This is a genomic window from Cupriavidus taiwanensis LMG 19424 (genome assembly GCF_000069785.1).
GTDB lineage: Bacteria > Pseudomonadota > Gammaproteobacteria > Burkholderiales > Burkholderiaceae > Cupriavidus > Cupriavidus taiwanensis.
Genome location: NC_010530.1, coordinates 2,460,412 through 2,478,222, shown reverse-complemented (window position 1 = coordinate 2,478,222; position 17,811 = coordinate 2,460,412). Strand labels below are relative to the sequence as shown.

Below are 17,811 nucleotides of genomic sequence, written 5' to 3'. Positions count from 1 at the left end.
ACACGGCGCGGTTGCATGTGTTGGCTACGCAGCTAAATCAAGCGTTACTGGAGGCGCCAAAGGCGCCGCGGCATGGCTTTGCCAGGCCCCGCCGCAGCACGCAGAAACGGGTACGCTTTTACCGCGCAGGCCGTTTGGCGCCATGCCGGCGCGCCGCCATTGCGTATCATGCGTGTTCCTCCCCTCACTGGCGAAACGACAGCATGCGTGCGATCGGCAACTTCCTCTGGTTCATCCTTGGCGGCGTGGTGATGGGCCTGGCCTGGTGGCTGGCAGGACTGCTGGCCTTTGTCTCGATCATCGGCATTCCCTGGGGCAAGGCCTGCTTCGTGATCGGCACCTTCACCTTCTTTCCGTTCGGCAAGCAGGCCATCAGCCGGCGCGAGCTGACCGGGCGCGACGATGTCGGCACCGGCGCGCTCGGGCTGGTGGGCAATGTGCTGTGGTTTGTCTTTGCCGGCGTGTGGCTGGCCATCGGCCATGTCATGGCGGCGTTCGCCAACTTCGTGACCATCATCGGCATTCCGTTCGCGATCCAGCACCTGAAGCTGGCCGGCATCGCGCTGGCGCCGATCGGCCAGACCGTGGTCAGCAACGAGATGGCCGACGCCGCGCGCCGCGACGGCGCCCGCGCGCAGGTGGACAACCTGCGCCGCTGAGCGCTCAGGCGTCCGCGTCGTCGTCGGGGGCTTCCGCGTCCTGCTGGCCGGCGTGCGCCACCAGCCGGTCGAGCAGGCTGCCCAGCAGCGCCTGCTCGTCTTCACTCAGGCAGCCGAAGATCTCTTCATTGCGCCGGGCGATCATGGCGATCGCCTGCCGGTACAGCGGCTTGCCCTGCGCCGTCAGCGACAGCACCACGCCGCGCCCGTCGGCCGCGCTGGCTTCCTTGCTGACCAGCCCGCGCGCCACCAGCGCCTGTGCCGAGCGGCTGGCCTGGCCCTTGGTCAGGTTGGCGCGCTGCGCCAGGGCATTGACCGACAGCGGCGCGAACGCCCCGATCGCCGCCAGGCAGCGCCCCTCGCTGAGCAGCAGCCCGCATTGCTCCAGGTAGGCGGCGGCGCTGTCCTTGTCGCTGAGCTTGTTGACCTGGTGCAGGCGGTAGGTCAGGAACTGTTCGAGGCGTGGCAGTGGCTTCATGGCGTTTCGGTTTCGGGCGTCGGCATTGTAGAGCCCCCGGGCCCCTCTTGCCGGCTGCGCGCCTCAGCCTCGTCGATCAGCGCCAGCACCGGCGCCAGCGCTTGCTGGCGGCTCATCAGGCCCAGGCACACCATTGCGAGCAGCAGCGGCGCGCGCGCTTCGCCGGTGCGGCCCATGGCTTCGCACAGTCGGGTATAGGCCTGGTCGAGGTCTTCAGCTTGCATGGCGGGCTCCGGATTGCAGCAGGGGGGCGAGAGTGGCGCGCACGGCGTCCCATGACGGTTCGCGCCAGCGTGCCAGCACATAGCCATCGGGACGGATCAGGTACAGCGTGCCGGGGTTGGCACCATAGCGGGCGTGGGCCTTGCCGTCGACGTCGGCCAGGTCGTCTCCGACGCCCGCGGCGCCGGTGACGACCTGGTACGCTTGCACGGCTTGTCGATGTTCCTGCGTGAGCGCGGCCAGCGGCTCGGGCAGCGCCGCTCGATCGCCGCCATGCCGGAACCAGAGCAGCGTGAAGCGCTGCCCGAAGCATTGCGTCAGATGCCGGATGCCGTCCGGCCCGTCTACGCGCAGTTCTGGCGCGGGCACGCCCGGTGCCGCGCCCGGGCAGTCGGTGCCGAAGTCGCTGGGACCGTTCAGCGCCGAATCGACATAGACAATCGGTGCCGACTGGCGCGGATTGATCAGCGAACGCACCGCCGGCTCGGACGGCGCCAGCCGCAGCGTGGCCTCGCGCATCAGCCTGAAGGCGAAATCGGGCGGCGCCATGAACTCGGTGCTCTTGGCGCCGTAGGCAAGGTTCTGGCGCGTGGCGTGCAGGCGCTCGGCGGAGTAGGTATCGAGCAGGCTGTCGCCGGCCTCGCCGCGCAGCACCCAGGCCAGCTTCCACGCCAGGTTGCCGGCATCGTCCAGTCCAGAATTGAGCCCGCGCACGCCGAAGATCGGCACCAGGTGCGCGGCGTCGCCGGCGAACAGCACGCGGCCATGGCGGTAGTCCTGCAGGGTCAGGCACTTGGCGTTGTACATCGAGATCCACAGCGGCCGCCACGGCTCGGTCTCGCCGATCATGTCCAGGTGGCTCTGCACGCGCGGCAGCACGTTCTCGGGCCTGACCGCCTCGTCGGGGTCTTCGTCGTCGCGGATCTGGTAGTCGATGCGCCAGACATCGTCGGGCTGCCGGTGCATCAGCAGGGTCGAGCCGGGATTGGAGGGCGGGTCGAACCACGCGAGCCGCTCCACCTCGCGCCGGGTTTTCTGCACGATATCGACGATCACGTAGCGGCCTTCGTACTGGGTACCCTCCATGCGCAGGCCCAGTTGCTCGCGCACCGTGCTGCGTCCGCCGTCGCAAGCCACCAGCCATTGCGCATCGACCTGCACCACGCCGTCGCCGGTCTCGATCTCGGCGACCACGCCGCCGGGGTGCTGGCGCAGCGTCCGCAGGCGCGCGCCGAAGCGCACGTCGGCGGGCGACGCGCCGCGCAGCGCGGCATCGTGGGCGAAGGCCTCCAGGTAGTACTGCTGGATGTTGACCATCGGCGCAAAGCGCTCGCCCGGCTCGCTCGGCATCTGGAAGTGCAGCACTTGCGTGTCGCGGTAGTAGCTGCGCCCGCCGACCCACGGCAGGCCGGTTGCTACCGTGGCCCGGTCGGCGCCGGCCCAGCCCAGGATTTCCAGCGAGCGCCGCGCCATGCAGATTGCGCGGCTGCCGGCGCAGTAGCCGTCGTCGGCTTCCACCACCAGCGCGGCAATGCCCTGGCGCGCCAGCAGCGCGGCCAGGGTCAGGCCGACCGGGCCGCCGCCGGCAATCAGTACCGGGATGCGCTGCGGCCAGGGGCGGGACGAATCGGGCGGCGGTGCGGGCGGCACCGGCAGGCGAGGTGCGTGCAGGTCTGGCATGGCTGGCTAGGGTCTATGAGATAGTTGTGGGCGCAACTATATCGGCTATTTAGTTGCGTGCGAAACTAGTGTAAACCCCGCGGTCCGCGCCGGTACTGCGGTAACGCAAACCAGCCGCCACCGCGGGGCCAGGCCTCGCCTATGCTTCGTAACAGGCACACTGTTCCGCTGAAGGCACCCCGCCATGCCCGTCCTGCCTACCGATGCCGCGCCACGCGCGGCCTGGCTGCCACCGCCGGGCAGCTGGCAATACCACCTGATGCTGGGCGCGGCCGGCATGCTCGTGCTCGGTCCGCTGGGCGGCGTCGCCGCGGCATACATGAATTTCTCGCTGGGGTTCTTTGTCGGCGGGCAGGTGCTGGCCGGCATCCTGGGCTCGGTGGTGACCGCCGGCTACGGCGCATCCGGCCGCCATGGCGCCAACTACATCCAGACCGCGGCGGCATCGGTGGCGGGCATGGGCGGCATGGCGGTGGTGCTGCAGGCGATGGCATGGCTGGGCATGGCGCAGCCGCCGCTCTGGCAACTGGTGCTGTACTTGCTGTGCATCGGCATGTTCGGGGTGGGCGTGGGCATGCTTTATACGCCGTTGCTGGTGGACCGCATGCAGTTGACCTTTCCCTCCGGGCTGGCGGTGGCCAACATCCTGCGCGCGCTGACCGACCCCGCGCTGCTGCGGCGCTCGGTGGCGCGGCTTGGCGGCGGCATGGCACTGGGGCTGGCGAGCGGGCTTGGGTCCGGGCGCGTGCCGTGGCTGGCGGCGCTGGACCTGTCCGCGGCGACCTTCGGCGCCGGCATGATCGTCGGCGCGCGCGTGGGCGTTGCCGCGCTGGTGGGCGGGCTGGCGGGCTGGGCCATGACGCCGTGGTTCATCGCCGCCGGCTGGCTCGCGCCGGGCGAGCCCTATCGCAAGGCCACCTTCCTGGTGGCATTGGGCATGATCCTGGGCGCGGCGGTCGTCGACCTGGCGCAGTTGCTGGCGCAGGCGTGCCGGCGCTGGCGGGCGCAGCACAAGCCGCGTCCGGCGGAGCAACGGCGGGGACCGGGCATGGGCTGGGTGGCGGCGTGGGCCCTGCTGTGGGGCGCAGCCACGGTGGCAGCGGGGGTGATGTGGTTCGGGCAGCCGCTGGCATTCCAGTTGATCGCCGTGCTGCTGGCGCTGGTGTTTGCGCTGGTCAACGGCATTTCGGTCGGCATGGTCGACCAGAACCCGATTTCGTCGGCATTCGTGCTGTCGGTGATCCTGATGGCGGCCGCGGGCCTGCGCGCGCCGCAGGTCGGCCTGATCGCCGCCACGGTATTGCTGGTGGCCACGGCCGAAGCCAGCGACATGCAGCAGGACCGCTCCACCGGCTGGCGCCTGGGCAGCGACCGCATGGTGCAGTTCGGCTACCAGGTGGCGGGCATCGTGGTCGGCGCACTGGTCGCGGTGGCGATGGCGCGGCTGTTCCTGCAGGCCTATCCGGTGCTGGCGCTGGACCAGACCCGCCTGCCGGCCGACCAGCAGCCGGCGCGCTGGACTTCGGCCATGACCTACAAGATCGTGGGCGTGTTGCATGGCTTGTCGCAGGACCGCGCCGGCCAGTACCTGGCGGTGGCGGCGGGCCTCGGCATCGGGCTGGCCACCGCGCTGTTGCGCCGCGCCATCCTTGGCCATTCTGCCTGGCAGCGCTTTGCGCGTTCCGGACGGCGCGGGCAGGCTGCGGATTTCGTGCTGGACGCGGTGATCCTGCCGTCGCCCTATGCGTCGTCGTTCGGCGGCTTTGTCAACCTGGCGGCGGCAGCTTGGATGGCCGCGGGTGGCGTGCTGGCCAGCGTGGGCGCTGCGCTCGGCGCCCCCGGTGCCGGCCGGCAAGGCCTGCCACGCGACATGAATACCGCGTCGCTGCTGGGCGGGGGGCTGATTGCGGGGGATGCGCTGGCGGCGCTGGCCATTGGCATGGCCGGCTTGCTGTCCGTCGCGTGAGGGGGGCGTAGCTGCCGATTGTCAAATTTTGCTGACGCTTCTGTCCAAGAACCAATGGATTGTCAAATCTTGCCACCGGCGTACCATAGGCGGCCAGACTGACGAACTGGCTTGACCCGGAGAATCCTCATGGCCCTAGACCAAGAATCCTTTGCCCTGCTGCGCGCCTCGGTGCAGCGTTTCATCGACGAACGCCTGAAGCCCGCCGAAGACACGCTGGAGGAAACCGACGACGTGCCCGCCGACATCGTCGCCGACATGAAGGAGATGGGGCTGTTCGGCATCTCCATCCCCGAGAACTACGGCGGCATCGGCCTGTCGATGTCGCAGGAATGCGATGTGGTCTACGACCTCGGCCATACCGCGTTCGCCTTCCGCTCGGTCTTCGGCACCAACGTCGGCATCGGTTCGCAGGGCATCCTGATGGACGGCACCGAGGAACAGAAGCAGCAGTACCTGCCGCGCATCGCCAGCGGCGAGATGATCATCTCGTTCGCGCTGACCGAGCCCAACGCCGGCTCCGATGCGGCGTCGCTGCAGACCAAGGCGGAGCTGGACGGCGACCACTATGTGATCAACGGCACCAAGCGCTTCATCACCAACGCGCCGCGCGCGGGCGCCTTCACGCTGATGGCGCGCACCGGCGGACCCGGCGCCGGCGGCATTTCGTCGTTCATCGTGCCGGCCGACACCCCGGGCATCTCGCTGGGCAAGCCCGACAAGAAGATGGGCCAGCGCGGCACCAAGACCTGCGACGTGGTGCTCGAGAACGTGCGCGTGCCGGCCGCCAACATTATCGGCGGCGTGCCGGGGGTGGGCTTCAAGACCGCCATGAAGGTGCTGGACCGCGGCCGCCTGCACCTGTCGGCGCTGGCCTGCGGCATGGCGCACCGGCTCATCACCGATGCAGTGGCGTATGCCAAGGAGCGCAAGCAGTTCGGCCGCCCGATCGGCGACTTCCAGCTGATCCAGGCGATGCTGGCTGACAGCCAGGCCGAGCTCTACGCGGGCCTGTCGATGGTGCGCGACTGTGCCCAGCGCTACGACGCCAAGCCCGCCGGCAAGAGCGATCCGGAAGTCAGCATGCTGGCTTCGTGCACCAAGATGTTCTGTACCGAGATGGTGGGCCGCGTTGCCGACCGCGCGGTGCAGATCCACGGTGGCGCCGGCTATATCGCCGAATACAAGGCCGAGCGCTTCTACCGCGATGTGCGCCTGCTGCGCCTGTATGAAGGCACCACGCAGATCCAGCAGATGATCATCGCCAAGCATCTGCTGCGCGACTGACCCCCCAACGGCCCGGCGTGGCAGGAGTGGACATGGACACGATGCAGTTTCGCGGGCCCGACGGTGCGCCGCACGCAGGGCATGATGACAGCGCGCCGCACCGGCTGCGCGCGGTGGTGGCGACCTATCGCCCCATGCTGCAGGCGTACACGCTGGCGGTGTCGCCGGCCGAGCTGATGGCACTCTCGGCGCTGCCCGCGCAGATGGCGGCCAGCGTCGGCGCCGCCCCGGACCCGCGCGTGCAGGCGCACCTGGCGCGCCTGCGCGCCGAGGTGCACGGCAGCGGCATCGCCTTGCCCGGCGCCATCGTGGTGGCGGTCAGCGGCGGCCGCATGCAGTGCGAGTGCGACCACCTGTTCACGCTTACGCTGCAGCCGCGCCATGGCGACCGCCTGATCGTGATCGACGGCTACGAGCGGCTGTTGGCGCTGGCGCATGGCGAACGCCGCCAGTGCAAGACGCTGGTGTCGGCAGTGCTGTGGCGCACCGCGCTGGAGACTGCCGCGGCGGCACCGGCCGACGATGCCGCCAACGACATCATCGACGCGCCGGTGGCGCAGTCATGCGCGGCGCGCTGGACCAACGCGACGCGGGTCTGGCATTGATCCGGGGGATTGGCGTGACCGCCGTGACCGGCACGACGTAACAGAAGCCGCCTGCAGGGCGGCTTCTTTATTTCATGGTGAACGCAGGCGGGCCCAGGCCGCTTACTGCGGCCACACGCCGTCGACCTCGCGCAGCAGGTGGCCGGCGAGAATATAGTCCCCAAGCCGCGTGGCCTTGGCTTCGAGGTCGAGTAGTTCATGGTCCGCCAGCGTGCCGAGATCGAACTGGCAATAGAGATTGCGTTGACGGAATGTGGCCTTGGGTTTGGCCAGCCCTTCGATCAGGGCCTCGCGGGAACGGACGGCGATGCTCTCTTGTCCGCGATACTGCACCTTGATACCGCGCTTTTCTCCGAGCCTGCCAAGTTCGACGGCGTCCTGCCATCCGGTCTCGTAGTCCAGCTCAAGCGCCAGCACGCCTTCCGAGGCCAGAAGCCTGAGCGCTTCTGCCTTGCTGCCAGCTCGCACGATTGACATCCACACCTCTTGTATCGACTTATACTGTACGAATATACAGTCAACCCGGGGTCGGGGCAAGGCCCCTGGCACGGCGCGCATGGGACCCGCCGCAGGCCATCGCCGCAAAGACGCCGGATCGCCCGCGCTCGCGGATAGCGCCGCCGCCCGGCGAGTATGGTTGCCGATGTATTTCAGGGGCATGTCAAGGCCGCGCGGGCGGCGTCTCGCCGGCTTCGCCCACGGTCGGACCGGTCGCCGTGCTGGCGGGGGTGCCCGCCGCCTGGCCGGTTGCCCCGCCCTGCGCCGCTGCGCCGGCGAAGTCTCCGGCATAGGCGCGCGACAGCATGTCAGGTTGCATATATCGGCGGATGGCGGCGTTGACCGCTGCCGTGGTGGCGTCACGCAGGCGTTGGTCGAGTTCCGCGGTAAAGGCCATGGTGCGGCCCAGGTAGAGCTGGCTGGCCAGCGCGCCGGCCAGCGCGGCGTCGTTGCTGCGGCTGACCATGCCCTGCTGCAGCAGGCCGCTGACGGCCTCGGTCAGTTCCTGCTCGGTAATGCCGTCGCGCACCAGCCGCTCCAGCTCCTCCCCGACGGCGCGCTGCACAAGCGCCAGGCTCTGCGGCGCATACTGCGCGCGCAGGCCGAAGCGGCCGGCGCGGTCCAGCGCGCCCACCTGCACCCAGCTGCTCGCGCCGTAACTGACGCCCTCGCGCTGGCGCAGCCGGTCCGCCAGCCGGCTGCGCAGGCTGGCGCCGCCCAGCACGCGGTTGGCAATCATCATCAGCGCATAGTCGGGCGCATCATTGGTCAGGTCGATCGGGGCGGACGCCAGGTACACGGCGTTCGCCTTGCCCGGCGTGGGCAGCGTGAACTCGGCGGCCGGGATCGGCACGAATGGCCGCTCGACGCGCGCATACGGCTGAGGCGCAGTCCAGTCACCAAACAACGCTGCCGCGTTCGCGGCGGCAGCCGCGCCATCGAAGTCGCCGACCAGGCTCAGCTGCGCATGGCTTGTGCCGTAGAAGCGGGCATGGAAGTCGCGCACCTGCGCCAGCGTGGCCGAGCGCAGGTCGGCGATATTCTCGGCGATGGTGCGCGCATGGCGCGGGTCGCCCAGGGGGTAGGGGTCGCCGTGCCGGCCCAGCGCATTGGCGGCCAGCACGCCGGGCTCGCGCTGCACGCTTTCTAGCTCGGCAATGCTGGTCTGGCGCAGCGTCTCGAATTCGGCCTCGGGGAAGGTCGGCGCGCGCAGCAGGCCGCGCAACAGCGCCAGCAGCTCCGGCAGATGCGCGCGGCGTGTCTCGAAACTGACCGTCACCTGCTCGGAGCCGCCCGAAATGCCGACGCGCGCGCGCAGGGCCTCGATGCGGTCGGCGATCTGCTGGCGGTCCATGCCGGCACTGCCGCGGCGGAGCATCGCGGCGGTGAGCGCGCCCACCGTGGTCAGGCCCTGCAGGCTTTGCGCATCGCCCATGCGCAGCACCAGTACGCCATGCACCACTTCACCGCGCGCGGGTTTGGGCAGCAGCGCCAGCTGCATGCCGTTGGCCAGCGTCTGGCGCGTGGTATGGGCCTCGATATTGGCGGGGCTGGGATCGAATGGCGCCACCGTGGGCAGCGCCGGCCGGCCCTGGTAGCCGCTGACCATCGCCGCGATGTCGGGCGCCGCCGGCATTTGCGCGCGCGGCGGCTGGTCGGCCGGCAGGAACAGGCCCACGGTGCGGTTCGAGGCCTGGAAGTAGTTCTGCGCCACGCGTTGCACGTCGGCCAGCGTGGTGGTCTCGATGCGGTCGCGCGCCACGAAGAACAGGCGCCAGTCGCCCTTGGCGATGGCCTCGGACAGCGCAATCCCGAGTGAGCCGGGATCGTTCATGTACTGCTCGTAGGCGTTGCGCATGCGCACGCGCGCGCGCTCCAGCTCGGCCTCGGTCACGGGGGCTTCGGCAAAGCCCTCGATCTGCGTGATCAGGCCGGCGCGGGCGGGCGCGAGCGGCTGGTCTTTCGACACCTGCGCCATGAACAGCAAGGCGCCGGGGTCCTTCATCGCATAGAACGCGCTGCCGATCGACGAGGCCTGTCCGCGCTCGACCAGCGCCTTGTACAGCCGGCCGCCGGGCGTGTCGCCCAGGATGATGGTCAGCAGCGACAGCGCGGTGGTGTCGGGGTGCGCGCCGGGGCTGACATGGTATTGCGCGACGACCAGATGGGTGTCGCCCGGGCGCATCACCACCAGCTCGCGTGCGCCTTCCTGCGGGGGCTCCACCGTGGGTTCGGGAGGCAGCACGCGCTGCGGGCGCGGAATCGGCCCGAAATAGCGCGCGATGCGCGCCAGCGTGGCGGCGGGATCGAACTTGCCCGCCACCACCAGCACCGCGTTGTCGGGCTGGTAGTAGCGGCGGTAGAAGGCCCGCAGGTTATCGATGCTGACGCGCTCCACGTCGCTGCGCGCGCCGATCGGGGCCTTGCCGTAGTTGTGCCAGCGATAGGCGGCCGCCATGGTCTGCTGCATCAGCATGCGCCCGGGGCTGTTTTCGCCCATCTCCATCTCGTTGCGCACCACGGTCATCTCGCTGTCCAGGTCGGCGCGCGCGATCACGCTGTTGACCATGCGGTCGGCCTCCATGCGCAGCGCCCAGTCCAGGTTGTCGTCGCTGGCGGTGAAGGTCTCGAAGTAGTTGGTGCGGTCCTGCGCGGTGGTGCCGTTGACGCTCATGCCGCGCCGCGCGAACTCGGCCGGGATGGTCTTGCCCGGCAGCGACGGCGTGCCCTTGAACAGCAGGTGCTCGAGCAGGTGGGCCATGCCGGTCTCGCCGTAGTTCTCGTGGCGGCTGCCGACCAGGTAGGTGATGTTGACGGTGGTGGTGGCCTTGGCGGCATCGGGGGCCAGCACGATGCGCAGGCCGTTGGGCAGGCGGTGTTCGGTAATGCCTTCGACCGACGCCACCTGCGTCGCCTGCACCGGCGCTGCCGAAGGCTGCGCCAGCGCCGGGGGGCAGGCCAGCGTGGCAAGCAGTGACAGGTGCAGGGCGATGCGGCGCATGGAATCTCCGACGGGAAGGATATGTGCAGCGCAACTGTGCCCCAACCGACCCCCGCGCGCCAGAGGGAAATGTCCGAATCCAGCGCGTGCGCGGCGCCATCCGGCGGTAGCATGCCGTCATGAACCTGGATCCCGATACCTGCTACAAGGCCGTGGCCTCGCACGACCGCCGCTTCGACGGGCGCTTCTTCGTGGGCGTCTCGTCGACCGGCGTGTACTGCCGGCCCGTGTGCGCGGTACGCACCCCCAAGCGTGAGAACTGCTCGTTTTATGAAAGCGCCGCCGCGGCGGAGAAGCACGGCTTCCGCCCGTGCCTGCGCTGCCGCCCTGAACTGGCGCCGGGGCATGGCCTGGCCGATATTTCCGGCCGGCTCGCGCAGGCCGCCGCCACCCTGATCGACGAAGGCTTCATGGCCGATGGCAGCGTGGCCGCGCTGGCGGCGCGCATCGGCGTGACCGAGCGGCACCTGCGGCGGCTGTTCGATGCGCAGTTCGGCGTGTCGGTGCTGGAGTACGCGCAGACCCAGCGGCTGCTGCTGGCCAAGCGGCTGCTGGCCGACACCGCGCTGCCGGTGACCGAAGTTGCGCTGGCGGCGGGCTTTGGCAGCGTGCGCCGCTTCAACGATGTGCTGAAGACCCGCTACGGCCTGACGCCGCTGGCGCTGCGCCGGCGTGCCGCCGACGGCGTGGCCGACCGGCTGGTGTTCGAGCTCGGCTACCGCCCGCCGTTCGCCTGGGACGCGTGGCTGCGCTTCCTGGCCACGCGCGCGGTCGACGGCATCGAGGCCATCCGCGACGGCGCCTACCTGCGCACGTTGCGGGTGGAAGCCGGCGGCAGCAGCCACCTCGGCTGGGTTCGCATTGAACATGTGCCGCGCCGGCTGGTGCTGCGCGTGACGCTGTCGGCATCGCTCGCGCGGGCGATTCCGCAAGCGCTGGGCAAGGTGCGGCGGCTGTGCGACCTGGGCTGCCGTCCCGACGTGGTGGACCGGCACCTGGGCGAACTGGCCGAAGCCATGCCTGGCGTGCGCCTGCCGGGCTGCGTCGACGGCTTCGAGATCGCGGTGCGGGCGGTGGTGGGGCAGGTGATTTCGGTGGTGCAGGCCAGGCGCATCCTGGCCGCGCTGGCGCAGCGCGCAGGGCAGGTGCTGGACGGCGCGCCGCCGGACGGCCTGCGCTACACCTTTCCGGGCGCGGCGGCAGTGGCCGCGCTGCCGGAGGCTGCGCTGCGCGAGGCCGGGGTGTCGCCGGGCAAGGTGCGCACGCTGAAGGTCCTGTCCCGCCGCGTGGCCGACGGCACGCTGGTGCTCGACCCGCACGCGGCGCCGGAGCAGGCGGTGGCGGCGCTAAGCGAGATCGACGGCATCGGCGACTGGACCGCGCAATATGTCGCCATGCGCGCGCTGGGCTGGCCCGATGCCTTCCCCGGCACCGACTATGCGCTGCGCAAGGTGCTGGGCGTCACCACCGCGCGCGCGATGCATGAACGCACGGCGCAATGGGCACCGTGGCGCGCCTACGCCGCGATCCACCTGTGGCATCGCTACGAAGCGATGAAGGACACGCCGCCGGCCGCGGCGCAACCGGAGCATCTTCCATGACCAGCTATCGCCATATCGACAGCCCATTGGGCACCGTGCTGCTGCGCGTGCGCGACGGGCACCTGACCGGTCTCTTTTTCGCGGGGCAGAAGTACCATCCCGCCGGCATCGCCGACAGCCGCGACGTGCCCCCGGCCGACGCCGTGGTGCTGGACCGCGCCGCCGCCGAGCTGGCCGAGTATTTTGCCGGCCGCCGCGACACCTTTACCGTGCCGGTGCGCTTTGCCGGCAGCCCGTTCCAGCAGCGCGTGTGGCAGGCACTGCTGGAAATCCCGTGCGGCGCCACCGCATCCTATGGCGAACTGGCGCGCACGCTGGGCTTGCCGCCCACGCATGCGCGCGCGGTGGGCGGCGCGGTCGGCCGCAACCCGCTGTCGGTGATCGTGCCCTGCCATCGCGTGCTCGGCAGCGCCGGCGCGCTGACCGGCTATGCCGGCGGCATCGAGCGCAAGCGTGCCCTGCTGCGGCGCGAGGGCATCGCCGCAGAGAAGGGCTGAGACGGGCTGAGACGGCCCTACGGCAATGGCACGCCTGTTTATCGCGGTGGAAGTGCCGCCGGCACAGGCGGCCGGGCTGCTGTCCACGCTGCCTGCCGCGCCCGGCGTGCGGGCTGCCACGCCCGCGCAGGTCCACCTGACCCTGCACTTCCTCGGAGAAGGCCTGGGCGAGGCCACGCAGGCTGCCGACAAGCTTGGCGCCGCGCTGGGCGCGCTGCGTACCCCCGTGTTCACGCTGCAGGCCTATGGCACGGGTCGCTTCCGCAGCGGTCCGGGGGCGGTGCTGTGGGCCGGCCTTGCGCCCGGTCCCGGCCTGGACGCGCTGCGCGCCTTGCACGCCGAGGCAGGACAGGCACTGGCGCAAGCCGCCGGCTTCCAGCCGGAGCGGCGGCGCTTCCATCCGCACTTGACCCTGGCACGCTGCAAGCCGACCGTGCCCGAAAGCGCGCTGCGCGCCTGGCTCGATGCGCACCGCACGCTGGCCAGCGCCCCGTGGCGCGTCACGCGGCTGGTGTTGTTCGAAAGCCGGCTCGGTCCGCAGGGCCCGCAACACCTGGTGCGCCTGGCCTGGCCGCTGGCGGCGCCGGGCCCTACGCCAGGTTGCTGAAGCCCAGCGCCACGCCCAGCCCGCACAAGGCCGTGCCGATGGCGCGATCCAGCAGCCGCTGCCGTCGCAGCATGGCCGCGCGCAATGCCGGCGCGGTGAATACCCAGGCCACCACGCTGAACCACGCCAGGTGCGCCACCGACATGAATCCGCCATAAGCCCATTGCACCGGTACCGGCGTGTGGGCATTGACCACCTGGGTGTAAGTGCTGACGACGAACAGCGTGGTCTTCGGATTCAGCGCATTGGTCAGGAAGCCCATGCGCAGCGCCGCCAGCGGGGCCTGCGCACGGCCGTCGTGCACGTCCGGCTTCAGCGCGTCGCGCTTGCGTAGCGTCTGCAGGCCGATCCAGACCAGGTAGGCAGCGCCCAGCGCCTTTACCAAGGTCAGCACGCCATGCGCGTGCGCCATCAGCAGGGACACCCCGAACATCGTATAGAGCACATGCACCTGCACGCCCAGCGCGATGCCGAGCGCGCTGAGCAGGCCGGCGCGGCGGCCGTACAGGTAGCTGTTGCGGGTGACCATGGCGAAGTCGGGGCCAGGGCTGATCACGGCCAGCACGGTCACCGCGGCGACCGCCAGGGATTCGGCGAGAGGGGGCATGTTGCGTCAGGATATGTTTTGGTTTCTGGCCCCATCCCACGCTCGGGGGGACCAAAGCGTACCCAATTCTGCGTGCCGAAACGCGCCCCGACAACCGATATATACTCGCGCGGTTACGTGAGAAAAACTGACCAATGCACTGGCTGGGGTGGATCCGATTCTTCGAGGCGGCGGCGCGCCACGAGAGCTTTGCGCGCGCGGCGGAGGAGCTGCACCTGACCCATGGCGCGGTCAGCCGGCAGATCCGCCAGCTGGAGGAAACGCTTGGCGTAGCGCTGTTCGAACGGCGCAACCGCGGTGTTTTCCTGACCGAGGCGGGGCGCTCGCTGTTCGCGGCGGCGACGCAATCGATGGAGGGGCTGGCTGCCGCGGCGGCGCGCATCCGCGCGCAGCCGCCCGGGCGGGCCCTGGTGCTGTCGTGCGAGCCGACCATTGCCATGCGCTGGCTGATCCCGCGGCTGCCGCGCTTTGCCGCGCGCCATCCCGACATTGCGCTGCACCTGATGGCGGCGGGCGGGCCGATCGACTTTGCGCGCAGCGGCGCGGACCTGGCGCTGCGGCGCAATGACTTTGCCTTCGATCCGCGCTGGCACGCGCGCGAGGTGGTGCAGGAACGCGTGGGTCCGGTGTGCCGGCCTCCGTTTGCGCAGGGCGCGGCGGTGTCGCCGGTGCGGTTGCACACGCGCACCCGGCCCGAGGCCTGGCAGCGCTGGCAGGCGGCGTGTCCCGCCGAAGCAGCCCGCTTGCGGCTGGACGGCGACGCCTGGTACGAGCATTTCTATCTGAGCCTGCAGGCCGCCGCGGCGGGCCTTGGCTGGGCCATGGCATCGCAGCTGATGGCTGCCGACGAGATCGCCGATGGCCGGCTGGCGGCGCCGTTCGGCTTTGCGGCCGACGGCTCGGCCTACCACCTGCTGTCGCCCGCACCGTTCGAGCACGACATGCGCCGCCAGGCCTTGCTCGCATGGTTGCGCGATTGCGCGCAGGCCACGCTCGCGCCGCCGCAGCAGCCCTGAAAGCCGCGCAAGCGCTACCCCCCCGAAGTCTGTGCTCAAGTTCTGCCACAGATTTGCCGAAGTGAGATCATCGGTCTTGCCGGCCAATGGTGCGGGCGCTTAACATGCGGCGCGCGCCCGGCAGGCCGGTGCCGCCGGCGGCTCCAGGCTGGTCCGCGGCGGCCCTGCGGCTGCCCAGCCAAAGGCCGCTTCCAGCCCCTCCAGATGTTGCGTGAACCTATGAACCAGCACGACGCCCCCGGGCCAGCCGAGACCGGCGCCGATTCCGATGCCGAAACCGACGCCGAAACCGACGCCGAAACCGACGCCGGGGCAGCGGACGACCGCTATCGCCTGAGTCACAATTCGCAGATCGGCACGGTGCTGCGCGACCTGGCGTGGCAGAAGTGCATGCTGAGCGTGCGCACGCGCACCGCGCACCAGTTCGTCACCTCGATCCTGCATGTGGACCCGGTCAACCGGACCTTCGTCTTTGACTGGTGCAACGCCGAGCCCGAACGGATGTCGCTGATGACGTCCGAAGAGAACGCGTTCTCAGGGCTCCTGCGCGGCGTGCCGGTCAATTTCGTGGTGGGCCAGCCGGCGGCCACGCGCTATGACGATGGCCCTGCCTTCGTGGCCGAGTTTCCGGAAAAGCTCTATCACTTCCAGCGCCGCCGCCATTTCCGCGCCCGCACGCTGGTGACCAAGGGCTACCGCTGCGAGATGTCGCTGCCGGACAAGACCGTGCTGGGACTCGATATTGCTGACCTGTCGCTGTCCGGCGTGGGCCTGCGCTCGAGGACCGTCACCGCCGACCATCTGCCGGTCGGCACCACGGTGGCGAAGTGCCGGCTGGATTTCCGCGAGCTGGGCAAGCTGGAGCTGGACATGCAGGTGGTCGGCCACTGGCTGGTGGGCCGCGACGACAGCGCGATCCACCACTTCGGCTGCGCCTTCGTCAATCCGGACGGGCGCATGGAGAACTTCCTGCAGCGGCTGGTGTTCGCGCTGGAGCTGGCACACCGTGGCTAAGCCTGCCTCGGTACCGGCGCGGCGGCGCGTGGCACGACGGCAAGACGCCAGCACCACCACGCCGCAAGGCGGCAAGATCAGGACCCGACCATCCGCCCGATCGCGGCGGCGGCTTCGCGCATCGGCGCCAGCAGCCGCGTGATCATGTCCGCCTCGGAGACGCGCGCGGCGCGCACGCTGACGCTCAGTCCCGCCAGCACGATGCCCGAGGCCGAGCGCACCGGCACGGCCATGGCGCGCAGGCCGGGCTCCAGCTCCTCATCGACGATCACATAGTCCAGTTCCCGCGCGCGCTCGAAGCAGGCTTCCAGCTCTTGCCGCGAGACCTTGGTCTGCAGCGTGCGCGGGCGCAGCTCGGCATGCTCGAAGAAGCCGTCCAGCACCGTGGCCGGCTGGTGAGCCAGCAGCAGCCGGCCGTTGGAGGTGCAGTAGGCCGGCAGGCGGCTGCCCATGCCCAGCGAATAGTTCAGCACGCGCTGCACTTCGGAGCGCACCAGGTACAGAATGTCGGTGCCGTCCAGGATGGCCAGCGTGCAGGTCTCGTGGATGCGGGCGCTCAGGTTGTCCAGGATCGGCTGCGCCAGCGATACCAGCGAGGTCGATGAAAAATACGCGTGTCCCAGGTGCAGCACGCGCGGGCGCAGCGCGAATTGACCGTCCTGCTGGCTGACATAGCCCAGCTGCTCCAGCGTATACAGGCAGCGCCGCACCGACGCGCGCGAGAGCTGGGTACGCTGCGCCACCTGCGAGATCGTCAGCGGGCGCTTGCGTTCGGAAAAGGCTTCCAGTACGGTCAGCCCGCGTGCCAGCGAGAGCATGAAATTGGGATCGCCGGCAAAGCTGGAAAGCAGGTCGGCCTGGGGCCGGGCAACGCGGACGGTGTCGGCCTGGGCATGGCCGAGACCGATGGGGCGGAGGACATCCATGGGAGGCTGGGGGTCTACGTCGTTCGATAATCGCGCAATGTTAAACCGGTCGGCCGCCGGGGGCCAGTACTGGTTGCATGCTGCGCTGCGTCAACGCCGTCGCGTGCGCCGGGCCACGGCCTCCGCCAGTTCGAACAGCGCCATGCCCGCGAGCATTGCCGCGACAAAGCCCCATGCCTTGGCATAGCCGGCACCCAGCGCGACCAGCGCGGGACCCGGGCAAAATCCGGCCAGGCCCCAGCCCACCCCGAAGGCGGCGCTGCCCAGCAGCAGGCGCGGGGTCACCGCGGCCAGCGCCGGCCACTGCATCGGCAGTCCCAGCCATGACCGCTGGCGGCGGCGCGCCAGCGCAAACGCCACGGCACCGACGGCGATCGCGCCAGCCATGACAAAGGCGAGCGACGGGTCCCAAGCGCCGGCGAGATCAAGAAAGCCGAGCACCTTGGCCGGGTTGGCCATGCCCGACAGGATCAGTCCAATGCCGAACACCAGTCCGGCCAGCAACGCCAGCAGCGTGCCCATGGTTCAGCCTCCCAGCACGTGGCGCTGCACCAGCACCGTCAGGAAACCAGCCGCCATGAATGTGACGGTGGCCGCCAGCGAACGCACCGAGCCGCGCGACAGGCCGCAGACGCCGTGGCCGCTGGTGCAGCCGCCGGCGTAGCGCGTTCCCAGGCCGACCAGCAGGCCGGCCACCAGCACCTCGGTCCAGCCGGCATCGATACGCGCCGCGGGCATGGCATCGAACGCAATCGCCAGCCATGGCGACAACAGCAGTCCGATCACAAAGGCGATCCGCCATGCGGTGTCGCCCTGGGGCAGCCGCAGCAGGCCGCCGACGATGCCGCTGATGCCTGCAATGCGGCCCAGGGCAAGGATCATCAGCGCCGCCGCGAGGCCGATGACCAGCCCGCCAGCCAGCGAGAGCCACGGTGTGAATTGGTGGAAGTCGATATGCATGAAGCGGTGCGCGCGTAAAGCCGGGCGCCGAGGCGGCTGCAAGTGCAGTCCGAGGCAGGCATTATAGGCGCGCCATCGCCTGGCAGGCGCCCATAAAAAAGTCGCCGCTGGGGAAGCGGCGACCGGGGAAGGTTGTCATTCAAGAGGGGGTCTTGGTGACAGGAAAAGTATAGACATTTGAATTAAG

The 17,811-nt window shown here is 69.9% G+C and carries 18 protein-coding genes; 9 read left to right on the top strand and 9 right to left on the bottom strand.

The genetic code is table 11. The features are described 5' to 3' along the window. Positions 1 to 203 precede the first annotated feature (203 nt). Entirely contained in the window at positions 204 to 659 is a 456-nt protein-coding gene (locus tag RALTA_RS26605; protein WP_012357080.1) for a YccF domain-containing protein, read from the top strand. 4 nt (positions 660 to 663) lie between these two features. Here the strand turns inward: RALTA_RS26605 and RALTA_RS26600 are convergent, their stop codons facing one another. The 3 genes from RALTA_RS26600 to RALTA_RS26590 are packed head-to-tail and all read right to left on the bottom strand — an operon-like array spanning position 664 to position 3,039. After that, on the bottom strand, positions 664 to 1,137 hold the full coding sequence (locus tag RALTA_RS26600) for a MarR family winged helix-turn-helix transcriptional regulator (protein ID WP_012357079.1): 474 nt from the start codon (positions 1,135 to 1,137) through the stop codon (positions 664 to 666). Next, entirely contained in the window at positions 1,134 to 1,361 is a 228-nt protein-coding gene (locus tag RALTA_RS26595; protein WP_012357078.1) for a hypothetical protein, read from the bottom strand. The genes RALTA_RS26600 and RALTA_RS26595 overlap by 4 nt, the downstream gene beginning before the upstream one ends. Next, a complete protein-coding gene (locus RALTA_RS26590; RefSeq protein ID WP_012357077.1) occupies positions 1,351 to 3,039 on the bottom strand; it encodes an FAD-dependent oxidoreductase in 1,689 nt (562 codons plus the stop codon). The genes RALTA_RS26595 and RALTA_RS26590 overlap by 11 nt, the downstream gene beginning before the upstream one ends. Before the next feature lie 184 nt (positions 3,040 to 3,223). On the opposite strand from RALTA_RS26590, the gene RALTA_RS26585 reads away from it, so the two are divergent. From RALTA_RS26585 to RALTA_RS26575, 3 genes are all read left to right on the top strand, one after another. Then, positions 3,224 to 5,005, top strand: coding sequence for an OPT/YSL family transporter (locus RALTA_RS26585; RefSeq protein ID WP_012357076.1), 1,782 nt, complete (start codon positions 3,224 to 3,226; stop codon positions 5,003 to 5,005). Between the two features lie 129 nt (positions 5,006 to 5,134). Further along, positions 5,135 to 6,292, top strand: a complete 1,158-nt coding sequence (locus tag RALTA_RS26580) for an acyl-CoA dehydrogenase family protein (RefSeq protein WP_012357075.1) — start codon at positions 5,135 to 5,137, stop codon at positions 6,290 to 6,292. A 32-nt stretch (positions 6,293 to 6,324) separates the two neighbouring features. Beyond that, on the top strand, positions 6,325 to 6,897 hold the full coding sequence (locus RALTA_RS26575) for a hypothetical protein (RefSeq protein WP_041232670.1): 573 nt from the start codon (positions 6,325 to 6,327) through the stop codon (positions 6,895 to 6,897). A gap of 102 nt (positions 6,898 to 6,999) precedes the next feature. Here the strand turns inward: RALTA_RS26575 and RALTA_RS26570 are convergent, their stop codons facing one another. Together RALTA_RS26570 and RALTA_RS26565 are read right to left on the bottom strand one after the other, a co-directional pair. After that, entirely contained in the window at positions 7,000 to 7,374 is a 375-nt protein-coding gene (locus RALTA_RS26570; protein WP_012357073.1) for a hypothetical protein, read from the bottom strand. A gap of 184 nt (positions 7,375 to 7,558) precedes the next feature. Then, on the bottom strand, positions 7,559 to 10,396 hold the full coding sequence (locus tag RALTA_RS26565; RefSeq protein ID WP_041232669.1) for a M16 family metallopeptidase: 2,838 nt from the start codon (positions 10,394 to 10,396) through the stop codon (positions 7,559 to 7,561). 119 nt (positions 10,397 to 10,515) lie between these two features. Here RALTA_RS26565 and RALTA_RS26560 point away from each other — a divergent pair, with 119 nt between their 5' ends. From RALTA_RS26560 to thpR, 3 genes are read left to right on the top strand one after another with little or no spacing between them, the layout of a single operon-like run. After that, positions 10,516 to 11,997 carry an AlkA N-terminal domain-containing protein gene (locus RALTA_RS26560; protein ID WP_012357071.1) on the top strand — a complete coding sequence of 494 codons (1,482 nt, stop codon included), beginning with the start codon at positions 10,516 to 10,518 and terminating at the stop codon, positions 11,995 to 11,997. Next, positions 11,994 to 12,494: a methylated-DNA--[protein]-cysteine S-methyltransferase gene (locus RALTA_RS26555; RefSeq protein ID WP_012357070.1), complete on the top strand. Its 501-nt coding sequence runs from the start codon at positions 11,994 to 11,996 to the stop codon at positions 12,492 to 12,494. Before RALTA_RS26560 ends, RALTA_RS26555 begins: the two co-directional genes overlap by 4 nt. Positions 12,495 to 12,519: 25 nt before the next feature. Further along, positions 12,520 to 13,101 carry an RNA 2',3'-cyclic phosphodiesterase gene (gene thpR / locus RALTA_RS26550; protein ID WP_012357069.1) on the top strand — a complete coding sequence of 194 codons (582 nt, stop codon included), beginning with the start codon at positions 12,520 to 12,522 and terminating at the stop codon, positions 13,099 to 13,101. Here thpR and RALTA_RS26545 read toward each other — a convergent pair. Then, entirely contained in the window at positions 13,085 to 13,708 is a 624-nt protein-coding gene (locus RALTA_RS26545) for a LysE family transporter (protein WP_012357068.1), read from the bottom strand. The genes thpR and RALTA_RS26545 overlap by 17 nt on opposite strands. Before the next feature lie 134 nt (positions 13,709 to 13,842). Here RALTA_RS26545 and RALTA_RS26540 point away from each other — a divergent pair, with 134 nt between their 5' ends. Both RALTA_RS26540 and RALTA_RS26535 read left to right on the top strand, forming a co-directional pair. Further along, positions 13,843 to 14,724 carry a LysR substrate-binding domain-containing protein gene (locus tag RALTA_RS26540; protein ID WP_012357067.1) on the top strand — a complete coding sequence of 294 codons (882 nt, stop codon included), beginning with the start codon at positions 13,843 to 13,845 and terminating at the stop codon, positions 14,722 to 14,724. A gap of 204 nt (positions 14,725 to 14,928) precedes the next feature. Further along, positions 14,929 to 15,738 carry a flagellar brake protein gene (locus tag RALTA_RS26535; protein ID WP_012357066.1) on the top strand — a complete coding sequence of 270 codons (810 nt, stop codon included), beginning with the start codon at positions 14,929 to 14,931 and terminating at the stop codon, positions 15,736 to 15,738. Positions 15,739 to 15,815: 77 nt separating this feature from the next. Here the strand turns inward: RALTA_RS26535 and RALTA_RS26530 are convergent, their stop codons facing one another. From RALTA_RS26530 to RALTA_RS26520, 3 genes are all read right to left on the bottom strand, one after another. Continuing rightward, entirely contained in the window at positions 15,816 to 16,664 is an 849-nt protein-coding gene (locus RALTA_RS26530; protein WP_012357065.1) for an IclR family transcriptional regulator domain-containing protein, read from the bottom strand. A gap of 90 nt (positions 16,665 to 16,754) precedes the next feature. Continuing rightward, positions 16,755 to 17,186: a DUF6691 family protein gene (locus tag RALTA_RS26525; protein WP_012357064.1), complete on the bottom strand. Its 432-nt coding sequence runs from the start codon at positions 17,184 to 17,186 to the stop codon at positions 16,755 to 16,757. A gap of 3 nt (positions 17,187 to 17,189) precedes the next feature. Continuing rightward, positions 17,190 to 17,624, bottom strand: a complete 435-nt coding sequence (locus RALTA_RS26520; protein WP_012357063.1) for a YeeE/YedE family protein — start codon at positions 17,622 to 17,624, stop codon at positions 17,190 to 17,192. Between the last annotated feature and the right edge of the window lie 187 nt (positions 17,625 to 17,811).